At 48.6% G+C, this 14,136-nt stretch carries 9 protein-coding genes; all 9 read right to left on the reverse strand.

The features are described 5' to 3' along the window. Positions 1 to 41: 41 nt before the first annotated feature. Positions 42 to 1,364 carry a 5'-deoxyadenosine deaminase gene (locus tag NZ043_RS26605; RefSeq protein ID WP_339309685.1) on the reverse strand — a complete coding sequence of 441 codons (1,323 nt, stop codon included), beginning with the start codon at positions 1,362 to 1,364 and terminating at the stop codon, positions 42 to 44. Between the two features lie 135 nt (positions 1,365 to 1,499). After that, positions 1,500 to 3,095 carry a gamma-glutamyltransferase gene (ggt, locus tag NZ043_RS26610; RefSeq protein WP_133385137.1) on the reverse strand — a complete coding sequence of 532 codons (1,596 nt, stop codon included), beginning with the start codon at positions 3,093 to 3,095 and terminating at the stop codon, positions 1,500 to 1,502. Further along, on the reverse strand, positions 3,089 to 4,330 hold the full coding sequence (locus NZ043_RS26615; protein ID WP_339309686.1) for an alanine--glyoxylate aminotransferase family protein: 1,242 nt from the start codon (positions 4,328 to 4,330) through the stop codon (positions 3,089 to 3,091). The genes ggt and NZ043_RS26615 overlap by 7 nt, the downstream gene beginning before the upstream one ends. Positions 4,331 to 4,336: 6 nt before the next feature. Further along, positions 4,337 to 5,650 carry a Zn-dependent hydrolase gene (locus NZ043_RS26620; protein ID WP_339309687.1) on the reverse strand — a complete coding sequence of 438 codons (1,314 nt, stop codon included), beginning with the start codon at positions 5,648 to 5,650 and terminating at the stop codon, positions 4,337 to 4,339. Then, positions 5,647 to 7,050 (reverse strand): allantoinase AllB, encoded by a 1,404-nt coding sequence (allB, locus tag NZ043_RS26625; RefSeq protein WP_289389462.1) that lies wholly within the window; start codon positions 7,048 to 7,050, stop codon positions 5,647 to 5,649. Before allB ends, NZ043_RS26620 begins: the two co-directional genes overlap by 4 nt. A gap of 43 nt (positions 7,051 to 7,093) precedes the next feature. Then, on the reverse strand, positions 7,094 to 7,471 hold the full coding sequence (gene uraH, locus NZ043_RS26630) for a hydroxyisourate hydrolase (RefSeq protein ID WP_091029530.1): 378 nt from the start codon (positions 7,469 to 7,471) through the stop codon (positions 7,094 to 7,096). Then, a complete protein-coding gene (gene pucL / locus NZ043_RS26635) occupies positions 7,471 to 8,976 on the reverse strand; it encodes a factor-independent urate hydroxylase (RefSeq protein WP_289389464.1) in 1,506 nt (501 codons plus the stop codon). Before pucL ends, uraH begins: the two co-directional genes overlap by 1 nt. A gap of 239 nt (positions 8,977 to 9,215) precedes the next feature. Further along, positions 9,216 to 10,838 (reverse strand): PucR family transcriptional regulator, encoded by a 1,623-nt coding sequence (locus NZ043_RS26640; protein WP_091029525.1) that lies wholly within the window; start codon positions 10,836 to 10,838, stop codon positions 9,216 to 9,218. Between the two features lie 426 nt (positions 10,839 to 11,264). Beyond that, the gene (locus NZ043_RS26645; protein WP_339309688.1) at positions 11,265 to 14,009 is read right to left on the reverse strand and encodes a CHASE3 domain-containing protein; all 2,745 of its coding nucleotides are present in this window, start codon (positions 14,007 to 14,009) and stop codon (positions 11,265 to 11,267) included. Between the last annotated feature and the right edge of the window lie 127 nt (positions 14,010 to 14,136).

The raw sequence follows: 14,136 nt of genomic DNA on the forward strand, positions 1-14,136 counted from the left end.
GCGGTCTCCATCCTTTCTGGAATTGCATAAGCTTCCTTCGATCAGATACGTTTCATCAATCTCGCAATACTCTTATCCGACTCACGCAGCACAATGCCACGATCAATCGTCTGAATCTTGCGATTCTTGAGTACAATGCTGCCGTCGATAATAACGGTATCCACACAGCTACGTGTTGCAGAATAGACCACACGGGAATAGACATCTGTCTCATAGGAAGGATACGTGTGAAAATCATCCAGATCCAGCAGCAGCATATCTGCCTTTTTGCCCACTTCAAGACTGCCGATTTCCTTCGATAAGCCAAGCACCTCTGCACCACCCATGGTAGCCATGCGTAATACCGTCCGGGCATCCATCACCGTTGGACCATGAGGAATCTTCTGCATCAGCGCCGTGAGGCGCATTTCCTGAAACATATCCAGATTGTTATTGCATGCGGCACCATCTGCCCCGATCCCAACAGCGATCTGACGATTAAGCAGATCCGGAATATCTGCTACCCCGGAGGAAAGTTTCATATTTGATCCTGGACAGTGAGTGACTTTGACACCACGTTTACGGATGATCTCCTTCTCTTCTTCACTCAGCCATACACAATGGGCAAGCACCAGTCTCGGGGTCGCCAGACCGATATGATCAAGGTATACGATGTTACGCATTCCGCGTTCATGTTCTACCAGTTCGATCTCTCCACGATTCTCGGAGGCATGGGTGTGGACTTTGACATGATATTTATTGGACAGGTCGCGCACCTCTACCAGCAATTCTTCGGTACATGATACAACGAAGCGTGGACAGAAAGCATACTGAATGCGACCTCCGCCAAACCCGTTCCATTTTTCCAGCAGATCCACACTCTGTTGCAACGAAGTTGCTGTATCCTCACGCAGAGGTTCCGGAACCTCGTCTCCATGATCCATCATCACCTTGCCGGAGATGACCCGGATGCCGCTCTGTGCCATCGCCTGAAACGCCGAGTCCGTGTGATGTACCGTCTCCATATCCAGAATGGTGGTGGTTCCGCTGGAGATCAATTCGCCCAATCCGAGCATTGCTGAATAATACACGGACTCCTCATCATGCGCTGCTTCCAGCGGCCAGATACGTTGACGGAGCCAATCCATCAGTTCCAGATCATCTGCACGTCCACGGAACAAGGTCTGACACAGATGAATATGCGTCTGGATGAAACCTGGCAACAGCACTTTACCACGAGCATCAATGACTTGGTCAGCTTGCACGTCGATGTGCGCTGTAATCTCCTTGATTTTGTTATCCTCTATTAACAGATCTCCGATGAACACTTCCTCTTCTGCATTCATCGTCACAAGCTGTGCGCCTTTCAGCAGGATCGTTCCCATGCCAATCTCCCCTATCTGTGTCTGTCTATATAGTACAACTCATACATATTTACACTCTCACTCCAATGACAGACTAACCTTCCGATCGCTGTTATCATGTAAATATCTAGTTGAACTTATATGTTCATGTAGCTGTTACCACCCAATAGCCATACCATCGCCTCTGGGATCTGCTGCCCCGCTAATCATGCCGTCCTCACGAATGACAATGCCTTGCGACTGTCCCATAATACCGTCCCACGGCGCTCTCGCTTCAACGTTATGTCCCCACTGGGCAAGGGTTGCACATACGTCATCGTGATATCGGTTCTCCACACGCATCGTATCACCTTCTTCGCCCCAGGTACGTCCGTACACCCAACGCGGCAGGCTGATCGCTTCCTGAATGTTCAGCCCGTAATCAAGCACTCCGGTAAGCACCGATAATTGTGTTTGTGGCTGGCCTTCTCCTCCCTGCGTACCCACGAGCATATAAGGTTTACCATCTCGTGTAACGAGGCCCGGCATGAGGGTATGGAATGAGCGTTTATTCGGTTCCAGTACATTGGCATCTCTCGGATCTAAGGAGAAAAAAGATCCCCGGTTCTGCATGATAACCCCCGTATCCCCTGGTACATACGCTGCACCGAAGTCAAAATACAGGCTTTGAATGAAGGAAACGGCATTGCCTTCGCTATCAACAACCGCAGCATACGCCGTGTCCTGGCCTATTGTTTTAGACAAAAACGGTTGTGCCACAGGTGGAGCAGACTGAATCTCATTCCACAATTGGTCTCCGTAACTCTTGGATAACAGAAGATCCAGTGGAATGTCCCTGAAATCAGGGTCCGTCAGATAACGATCACGATCACGAAACGCCTTTTTCACCACTTCCGCCATCAGATGATAGAATTCCGGTGAGGTACGTGCTACAGAGGACAGATCCGTATGCTCCAGCATATTTAACATCATCAGCATCGAGAATCCCTGCGAGTTGGGCGGCATCTGATGAACTTCATAGCCACGATACTCCGTGCTAACGGGTTTCACCCACTCGCCCCGATGCCCTGCAAAGTCTGCTGGTGCAAGCATGCCCCCATCCTCACGAATAGCCGAAGTCAGACGATCCGCAAGTTCTCCTGTATAAAAAGCATCTCGCCCTCCCGTCTGAATCAGACGAATGGAGGCAGCAAGATCAGGTTGGATCAGCAGCTCGCCCTCCTGCAAAAGTCTACCCAAAGGCGCAAATACCGCTCGCAGCGGTGTATGCCCCATAATGAAATCTTCATCCCTTTCCATCCACAGGCGGAGATTCCGGGATACAGGGCATCCTTTTTCCGCATACTGCGCGGCAGGTTCAAGCAGTTGCTCCCACGGTAACTTCCCGTACCGGGACCAGACTTCCCACCAGGCATCCACCACTCCCGGAACCGTGATGGCACTAAGCACACCACGCTGAGGGATCGCACTCATGCCCATCGCTTTGAACGTCTCCGCATGAATGCCTGCTGCTGAGCGACCACTTCCGTTATAAGCGGTAATCTCACCGCTGGCTCCGTCATGAATCAGGAAGAAGGCATCCCCGCCAAGTCCGGTCATATGCGGATATACCACACCTAGTGCTGCACTGACCGCAATAGCCGCATCATAAGCATTCCCGCCTTGCTGGAGGATGGAGCTTCCTACTGCACTCGCCAGATAATGAGGAGTGGTGACCATGACCTCCCTTGAGATTGGCATCTGGTTTAACATAAAGCGCCCTCCTTCCCTGCATACACATCCAATGCGGCCTGCACTGCTTCACCGGCAGGTAGTACATGACGATGACGGAGAAGAACAGCTTCCAACGCCCCTAGCACATGAAGTACGTTCTTGCGTTGGCAGCTGAATCCCATTGTACCGATCCGCCAGATCTGCCCTTTCAACGGGCCGAATGAACTGGCAATCTCAATGCTGAAATCGTTCAGCAACATGCTGCGCACCGACTCACCATCAATCCCCTCCGGAATCGTGATACAAGTGACCACCGGAAGTTTACTGGACATATCCCCATACAACTGCAATCCCATTCCCTGAATTCCAGCGACCAACGCACGTTCATTGACCAGATGTCTCTTGAACCTGGCCTCCAAACCTTCTTGCAACAGAATACGTAATCCTTCGTGAAGACCATAGAGCATGGAGGTTGCCTCCGTATGGTGGTTCAGCCGGGCCGAACTCCAGTAATCCTGCAATTGGCTCAGGTCAAAATAATTGCTGGCAATGGTGCGGCCTTCTGCCCGCGCACTGGTTGCATCTCGGAGTCCGCGTTCAACTGTTTTGCGGCTCATCAGTTTCTGTTCCACACGACTGTTGTACGTGAGAGGTGCCATCCCTGAAGGAACGGACAGGCATTTCTGCGTGCCACCCATCACCGCATCCAGATGCCAGGCATCCGTCTCCACCGGAATCCCGCCAATGGTTGCTACAGCATCCACGACGAGTAAGATATCAAGGTCGCGACAGGCTTTGCCAATCTCGGCAAGGGGCTGCATCTGACCGGTGGAAGTCTCACCGTGAACCATCGCAACCAGACTTGGTTTATGGGTATGAATCGCCTTGATCACCTCTTCGGGATCAAATACCGTTCCCCATTCTGCTTCAAAAAAGACAACCTCTGCACCGCAGCGTTCCGAGATCTCAACCAGCAGATGTCCAAATCGTCCGTAGATCGGAACGAGAACTTTGTCACCGGGCTGGATCAGACTAACCAACACAGCTTCAATGCCTGAACGGGATGTACCATCGACTGGATAACACCACTCGTTATCTGTCATATATAACTCACGCAGCATCGCCATCGTCTCGTTCATTAAGGATGTGAACTCCGGGTCAAACTGCCCCAGGATCGGAAAGGATAATGCTCTAAGAACACGTGGATCAACTTCAACCGGCCCCGGGGTCATAATGGTCCGCAAGGACGGAGATAACTCTTTATAGGTGGACATCTTCATTCAACTCCCGTAACCGTATTTATAGAGTAGCCGTACCAGAACCCGAAAACCGTGCATCAGGTCTGCTTCAGCTGTATATTCAAGTGGATTATGACTGATACCGTCCTGACTCGGCACAAATATCATGGCTGTTGGACAAGCCGGCTGAAAAATCTGCGAATCATGTCCCGCGCCGCTTGGCATTAGCCAATAGGACAACTGCTCCTGCTCACAGGTATCCTGAATGTCTGAGATCATCTCTGCATTCATAGGAATAGGCGTTACCGACAGATGTTCTTCCCAGTCCAGTCCGAGCTGCTGCTCGGCTGCGATTCGACTAAAAGCCTGAAGCATATCCTGCCAGCACCGATCAATACTCTCCTGCCGGATATGGCGGATATCCAATGAAAACACCGCCCGTGCTGCAACCACATTTCCAACACCCGGATCGGCTGTGATTCGCCCAACCGTGGCTACGAGTGGTTCTCCTGCTTCCAATGCGATATTCCTTACTGCAGTAATCATCTCGGCTGCTCCTGCAAGTGCGTCTTTGCGCCAAGACATCGGTGTCGTTCCTGCGTGATTCGCTTCTCCACTTACGGTAATACTGAACCGCTTCTGACCTACAATGTCGGATACAACTCCAATCGAATGTCCGAGACGTTCCAGAACCTGACCTTGCTCAATGTGAAGCTCAATAAAGGCACCGTAATTTTTCGCGGCGGGTCTATATGCACTACCGGGTCCAAAACCCGCATCGCGGATCGCTTGTGCAAAGGTAACGCCGTCTTGATCCTTCAAATGCTCTACAGCTTCCAGAGCTGTCATTCCTGTTATACTGCGTGAACCCCAATACGCAAAAGGGAATCGGCTTCCCTCTTCCTCACATAGGGATACCACTTGAAGTGTTCGCTTTGGTGCTCCAAAATGCTTCTGCAAATACTCCAAAGCAAGAACACCCGCCACCACACCGTAAGCACCATCATATTTGCCACCATACACCACGGTATCCATATGTGATCCGGTCACTACCGGTAATTCTTCAACACCAGTCGCTGATTCCTCACCCTCACCCTCACCCTTGAGTGTGCCATACAGATTACCGGACTGGTCGAACTCGGGAGACAGCCCTTTCTCCTGCATTTTGGCAGCAAGGGCACCTTGTGCTTCACACCAAGCCGAGTCATACAACAGTCGTGTGACGCCACCCTGTGCATCCGCACCATAGGTCGACAGCCAGTCAAGCATGGCTTGCAGCTCCACCTGTTCTACATTTGGCAAAGGAAGAGGTGCGTTATTTGTACCGGATGACCGGTATACTCCAGACTCATTCATGACGTCTCCTCCGTTCCCGCTTCGATGGGACTAGAAGAGTAAGCCGCAATGTGTTGCCCGATAGGCACAGGAGATAACCCAGATTCCGAGTTATATACCCGTTGCCCACGACAGAATACTTCTGCAATGCGACAGTTAAATGTACGTCCCACATAAGGGCTCTGTTGATGCGTATAGAGAAGATCCTCCGTGTTCAGGATTGTGTTTTTCTCCCAATCAATCAGGACCAGATCTGCATCCTTGCCAACGGCAATCTCTCCTTTGCTCTCCAGACCAAGCCTTCTGGCAGGTTGCAGGGAGAGCACTCTTCCGAGCAACGGGAGGTCGATATTACGCTGTAGATGTCCGTCCTCCAGCATGATCAGCAGTGTGCTTTGCGCTCCGGATATACCGCCCCAGATTTCAAAGAAGTTATCAGATTGTTTCATGGATGGCGGACATGGAGAATGATCTGAGGCAATAACATCAATCAATCCCGAAGTCAGTGCATCCCACAACTGCTCCTGCTCGGAAGAGCTGCGAAGAGGTGGAGCGCATTTCGCTATAGCACCCAATCGGACAACATCCTGATCGGTCAGCGTCAGATAATGAGGGCATGTCTCCGAAGTTACATCCTGCCCACGCCGTTTTGCATCTGCAATTAGATCCAGGGCTTCCCGGGTACTAATATGCACAAAATGCAGCGCACACCCGGTCTGTTCACCGTATGTCAATGCCCGCGCAACCGCGACGACTTCGGCTTCCACAGGACGGGACTGGACATAGTCCATCGGTTCCGTCTTTCCCTCAGCAATGCTTTTCGCGCCGAGTTCGGCAACCATGCCTTCGTCCTCTGCATGAAGTGCCAGCACACGGTTTATTTTTGCAATTGCATGCATCCCGTCCAACAGTGTATGGTCATCAGCTCTGGCAAAGATGTCTTCCCCTTCGCCTCCCGGCTCGGACATAAATGCCTTGAATCCGGCAGCACCCAACCCTGCCAGTGGAGCAAGTTCCTCACGGTTACCGGGAACCAAGCCTCCCCAGAAGGCATAATCAACATAGGATTGGTCTGCAGCTGCTTTCTTTTTCATCTCCCATGCTTCCGGCCTTGTGGTTGGTGGTACGCCGTTAAGTGGCATATCGACATAGGTGGTGATTCCCCCTGCGGCAAGAGCTGCCGAACCCGATCGAAATCCCTCCCAACTGGCGAGTCCAGGTTCATTGAAGTGTACATGAATGTCCACGACACCCGGCATCACTGTAAGCCCCTCAGCTTCTATGATGCAAGTCGCTTCACCAGCAGTCAGCCGCGTGGATAGTTCCGTTATTTTCTCACCAGTAATGCCAATATCCAGTTGTTCTACCCGATCTCTCAGCACCACCCGGGCCCCCCGGATGATGGTATCAAATGTTGTCATGTGGATGACCCTCCCCCTGAATCAGAACCGGATGTGTGCATATTCAGCTTCCCCGGTATGTACTGTAACCTCCTGGAGCAATTAATAATGGAATATGGTAATGGCTTGAGGCATCAGATACGGCAAAACGAATCGGAACAATCGTCCATAATGCCTGCCCCAGCTCCTCCAACGAACGCTGTGCGTAATAACTCTCGACATGGAATTGAAGCTCATATATGGCTGGCTCCAACTTGCCTTCATCCAGCAGCGGTGCATCCAAACGCCCATCCGCATTGGTCAACGACTCAGCCACTTTTATCTTGCTTTCCTGTTCTCCATTCCTCTTCAGGGTATACAGTTCGATCCGAACACCCGCAGCTGGGACACCTTTGGATGTATCCAGCACATGTGTTGTAATTCGTCCACCAGATATCGACATCAGACGTCACCTTCTTTCCCGGAGTCACGGCCGTCTGTTGCCAGATCATCCCTTGTCATCGAGAAACCCTGGAATCCATAAGGTGGTCTCGGCTCAGTAAAGACTTTGCCTTCTCCCTCGTTCACTTCCTCCAGCACTGTCTCCCACGTCCGATTGTTGGATTCAAATGAAACCTCACTCATTTGCTCAAATCGGCTTAACAACCTTCGTCCAATCTGGTAGATCAGATGTTGAATGGAAGCGGATCGACACTCATGAAATACCGCAGCAGCCAAATCTCTGACCTGTTCCGCCGCCACATACCGTCCACGCTGATCATCCATGCCATCTCTCGGATCTTCATAACGCCAATTAATATTCAGGAAAATAAATAACGGTCGATCCCATGTCTCTGGAAGAGTGGTATATTCATCCTGCATAAATCCGGCAAATTCACTGCCTTTGACCTTGATCAGTCTCAGATCGGCTACACCACTGAAATGGTTGCTGAGTTCAATCGAGTCTCCTGATCGTTCTGCTTCCACGGCAGCTGTTGCACGATCATTCTGCGAATAACGAAATACGAGCGCACTCGGTCGATAATTTCCTTCCAATCCAATCGGTATATCTTCAAACGGAATCTGGTCCGCTGTCATCTGAACCTTGCTCATCTGCGGATACGTCTCCAGGAAACGCCGACTTACCAGCGCAAGAAATCCTTCCACCGTCGCCCCTGTGTAATCCGCTGCATGTTTAAGAATGAAATTTTTCATCGAATCGGTTGCGACCACCAGCGAATTATCCCCTTCTGCAAAAGAAGGCAAGAATTCATCGCCCTGCACAGCGACCTTAATGTTCAATCCAAACAGAATATTGCTGCGTCCCATAAAAGGAGATTCCGGAATGGACTGAATACCCGTCAGCGGTTTGGCGTAGGATCGGTACATCCACACATCCCCTTTGCCGTAATACATCGTCCGCTGCTGCACTGCGGCTGGTTTGCTCACGAACTCATGTTCATGACCGATCTGTGCGAGCCACTGCTCCAAACGAATGCCCGCTATCTTGAATACTTCCTTCAATGCAGTCTCAAATTCTTCTTCCCTGCCTCGGCGATGACGTTGCCTCATGGACTCGAGGATGGAGCTTGCGGTATGGCCTTTTACAGCCAATATGAAAGGAAAGCCCAATTGGCTTGTATATGCTTTGTTTAATTGTTGAAGTTCGTTGTATTGCTCTTGTGAGAGTGAATCAAGCCCTGCACCAGCCTGCTCCTGAACGGAGTTGCTGCTCATGCTGATTCGCGCTCCAAGATCCGGGTGATTTCGAAGTAACTGTAACTTCACCTGGTCATCCGATGCCTGAACCACGTTTTTCATCACTTTCATCATCTGTTCAAATGAATCAAAAGGTCGTAAAAGCCCGGCCCGCTCAGCCACCCATGGTGATTCCTCAAATAAGCCGCCAAACGTATGCACAAACTGTGTGATAGACCAGTTGTTAACAAGTTTAATTAAGTCGCTCATGTTAAAACCTCCGGTCTGTTGTGGATTATTGTTCTTCATTCTAAGTGTCGTTCAATGTCGCGACAACAATATTTACGCAATTTTGTAATATAACATAACATCAGAGTTGCGATTTGTTTGCTGTGCACGGGAAATTCAGTTTTTGTGGTCCTTAAACATTAAAAAACCGCACTCCATCAAGGGAATGCGGTTCTTGGGGGTATGACCCGGTAACATTGTCATGTTGCACAATGTGCGGTCTAGAGTTGGACATTGTGCGGTCTTGAAGCTGTTTTGTCCCGCACAAACTTGCGGAAGGTGAATACCAGCTTTAATTTGAGCAGATCATTCGTTTTCTTAAAGTCCATTTGCAGCAAGCTGCCGACTTTCTCCATCCGATAAGTGACCGTGTTACGATGCACAAACAGCTGTTTGGCAGCTTCATTGATCAGTCCGTCATTCTCGATAAAGGACTCCAATGTATTCATCAGCACTTGATTGGGATCACCATCCCTGGCAAGTAACGGTTCAAGTACTTTATTGCAGTAATTCTCCATAATGTTATCCGGTACATGTTGAAAAACGTAAGCAAATTCGAGCATTTCAAATTGCAAAGCACGGTCTTTCATACCGAATCGACGAGCCAGTTGTCGAGTATCGAGACACTCCTGGTATGCTTCACGGAGCGATTTGGGTTCATGTTTCATTTTGCTGATCCAGAAACGCGGAGCCGGTGCCCCTTTTGCTTCTTGCGCTGCAAGAACATCACCGAACCGGTTCAACAGAAAACCTGACAGTTCCTCTCCATAATCTCGCCCTGTTGGACAGGTATAGATGGACAGAATGCCATCTTCGATCTGAAAATGCTGTGAGGCCGTGAATTGCATCAGCGGATTGTATTGCAACTCGCGATGAATCTGTTTAAGCAGCTTTCCCTCGGCAAACAGAGTTGGTTCAAGTGTAATCAATACGCACTGATAGGTGCCCTGGAACAGATGTACACCTTTGTTTTCACTCAAAGTGGTCAATTCCTGGATGGTCATTTTGTTATCCAGATACTGTGAAAGCAATGTACGCATCTCATCTTGCACAGTCGGATTAATATGCTCGCGATAAGTCATATCCATATAAAATGCCAGTACATCCGCAGCCTGTTGGAACAGCTCTTCCTCCGCTCGAAGGGATAAGGCTGAATCGGTAAACACAAGCAACGATCCGTATTCTTCATCATTCTGCTTGATGGGTACGCGATGACAACTTCCCTGATTCCATTTCACTCGGTGCATGACGGATTTCCACGGCCAGCCTTGGGTTACAGCATCCCCTGCAATGCCTTCACTCCCATAGAGCACATGCCCACGCGAACCAATGACGGCAAGCGGATAGTTCAGCACCGTGGCAAGCTCGGCAAACACATTCCGATGTGGCTGCTGTTGCAGTGCAAACTGCATTAATTTTTTCTGTTTCTGCACAACCTCATGCAGCAATCGGTTACTACGTTCATGTTCAGCCTTGAACAAGGCATTCATCTGGTCGGAAAAGGTGAATTGGAAGGGGAGCTCAAGCAGCGGTAAACGAAGCCGATCAGCTTCCTCGACAATACCTTGGGGAATGGACTGCCAGAAACGTCCCAGTTTGATGCCGAGTCCTGCACAGCCGCGTTCATTCAAACGTCGCATCAAACGCAGTGCATCCGTTTCACTGTCTTTCATAATAAAAGCGGTGGTGAACAACATTTCTCCGGATTTGATCCAATCCGCGATATCAGGAGCGTCCATGACGTTAACGGATTTCATCATCCGTGAAGTCCCTTCTCCACCCGCAACCAGTTTGGCCTCTGACAACGGGTATACCTGTAAAGCCTCTTTAACCGTAAGTTGCATGGACACTACCTCCCATATATATAACACAATATTATGTCATTCTGATTATCAAAACTAAATTTCGTATCATTTTTCGAATTAAATCCATATTTATGCGTTTAACTTTTATTTGTTGTTAAGTATTATAACATCAAATTTCTAAATAAAGCTTACACGGCAAAAAAATAAAACCTATGACCTAATTACAGCGCACTTTCCTGTAATCGGCATAAGTTTTATAAGTTACTATGATCCACATAATGTTGAAGTAATCCATTTACACGATAACGGAGAGGGCAGAAAAAACCTGAAAAAGCGAAGCGTTCGCCTTTATCCCCGGATTTCCCCCTTTGAAAAAGGGAATCGAAAAAATCTGGGGATAACAGCGATTGGAGGGTTGTTCTGTCATCGTAGTGTCCGTGTAAATAATCTTTAGTTCAACTACAATCAGATTTCCATGGTTTCGTGATTCATCCATAATTTCATACGGGATAACACATCTTTGATATTCAGCGGTTTGCTGAGATAGTCCGAAGCTCCTGCTGCAATGCATTTCTCCCGATCCTCTTTCATGGCCTTGGCTGTCAGTGCAATAATCGGAAGTTGGGTCATGCCAAGCCGTTCACGAATCTGGCGAGTCGTCTCATAACCATCCAGTTCCGGCATCATAATATCCATCATGATGATATCAGGCTTGACTCCTCCACGCTCCAACAATTCTAGACATTCGTACCCATTCTGAGCTGAAATGACATTCATGCCGTATCGCTCAAGAGCGTTAGCCAGCGCATATACATTTCGTATATCATCATCAACGACAAGCACTTGACGACCACTGAGCAGAGATTCTTCCAGAGGTGTCAATAAAACATCAGATTGTTCGGAAGTCATTGAAGGAAGCTTATTGACCTCAGGTGTAGTGGTAGCCACCTCATTCAGGAACAACCGCGATGCATTCATAGTCTCAGGTTCATCTCTTCGCAGTGGCAGGAACAGCGTGAACACACTGCCATGTCCTTCACGACTTGTTGCCGAGATTGAACCACCCAGCAAAGTCGCAAGTGATTGAGAGATCGACAGGCCAAGTCCTGTCCCGCCATATTTACGTGCCGTAGCCCCATCCGCCTGTTTGAATGCATCAAAGATCTGTAGAAGTTTGTTTTCCGCAATGCCAATCCCTGTATCACTGACGGAGAAAGCAATCACGTCGGTCTCTTGATCTTTCAATTCAGGATGAGCCAGACTCATTTTGGAGATGGTTAAGGCAACTTCACCCTCACTCGTGAACTTGAATGCGTTCGAGAGCAGATTTCGGAGAATCTGGTGCAATCTCATCTCATCCGTCACGATGGTTTCCGGTAAAGGACTTTGGAGCTGAATCCGGAAATCTATTTTTTTCTGTTCCGCTGTTTTCAGGAAATACTGGTTCATGACTTCAGGAACACTGCCCAGATAGACATCATCGAAATCCACTTCCATCTGCCCGGCCTCTACCTTGGATAGATCCAGAATATCATTGATCAGATTCAGCAGGTCTTTACCTGATTTGTGAATGACTGAAGCATAGTTCTGCTCTTCACTATTCAAGTGTTGATTTTTATTTTCAGACAAGATTTCAGATAAGATCAACATGCTGTTGAGCGGTGTCCGCAGTTCATGGGACATGTTCGCCAAGAATTCGGATTTGTACCCCGAGCTTGTTCGTAACTGATCTGCCACAACTGCAAGTTCATTGGCTGATGTCTCAGCAGCACTCTTCTGTATTTCCAAGCGATCATTAAGCATATGAAGCTCTTCGGTCTGCATTTGCAGTTCCTCCGTCTGAGACAGCATCTCTTCGGTCTGAGCCTGAAGTTTCTCCGATTGTGCCTGTAATTCTTCATTCAGAACTTGTGACTCATCATATAATTGCTGTAATTCCATGCGAGTGACGGTCGAGTGTAGTGAAACACCAAAAATTTCCGTCAGTTCTTTCATCAGCTTCATATCATTCTCTTGCAACGGCTTCATTGAAGCAAGCTCGATTACCGCAATCGTTCTGCCTTCGAACAAGACCGGGACTACAGTAAGTGATGTGGCAGATGTATACCCGAGACCCGAAGAGATTCGGATATAGTTCTGGGGCAGATCATTCATGCGTAGAACTCGCTTCTCCACAGCACTTTGACCTACAAGTCCCTCACCCGGGGCAAGCGACACTTTACCGAGCGAACGTTCTTTCTCTCCATCCCCAGCATATGCAGCCACGCGCAACAGTCGATTGTCTTTCCAGTAATATAAGACGCTATATGGAACTTCAAACAACATGGCAATCTCGTTCAGGAACAAGCGGGACAATCCCTCCAGATTGGTCGGGTTCTGTAAGAGTGTGGCAATCCCTGTGATCTGGTCCTTGACCCGATTCTGTTCCTGTACTTCATCCAGTAATTTGTTGGTTTCGTGGCCCAGGTCTCCCACTTCATCATGTGTCCGCACCTGAATCCGCTGCTTCAGGTTTCCACCTTTGGAGATATCACTAATGGTTTGCATAACATCTCGCAACGTTTTGACGATATTTCCTGATATCACAATCGCGGCTGCAATGGATAATGCTGCAATAATACCCCACAGCGTGTACATAATCGTCAGCAGTGTGGAACTGCGTCTGGCAAGTTCAGTCACCCTCGCCTCGGTCAGAGCGATCTCTGTGTTACGGAAGGTTGTAAGTTGAGAGCGCAGTAGATCAATTTCAGTTTTACCCGGATCAGATTGAAAGAATGCAACAACTTTCGCTTGATCCCCTTGCTTTTTCAAGTCCACCGACGGCTCCCCAGCAATCTCAATCCAGCGTGTAATATGAGCTTTGATGTTTTGCAGACTCTGCTGTTGTGAAGGATTATCGCTAATGAGAGCATTCAACTGATCATAGTTGGAACTCCACTGGGATAGGCCTTGGGAGTAAGGCTCCAAGTAACTTTCATTGCCTGTAATCATGAATCCACGCTGTCCTGTCTCCATATTCAAGACATTTTTTTCAATCGCGTTGGTCAGATTATGTACTTCCAGATCATGATGGGAGATAAAATCATTTTCCTTCTGTAACACATTAATTTGGGCCGTAAGCACTAGCAGAACAGCACCAAACAAAAGTACAACCACAAGATAGCCCAATAAAATTTTGGAGCGTATCGTAAATCTTCTCGTTTTTGACAACGCGGAAACCTCCAAATATATACGAATCCATTCAATTAAATTAAAACGGTGCATATGTAGTTTATATGTATACGTATAGTCTGACAAGCTTTAAGTTCATCGATAAGCATAAGAAAAACGACCTACT

Origin of the sequence: Paenibacillus sp. FSL k6-2145 (assembly GCF_037976585.1) — a bacterium.
GTDB lineage: Bacteria > Bacillota > Bacilli > Paenibacillales > Paenibacillaceae > Paenibacillus.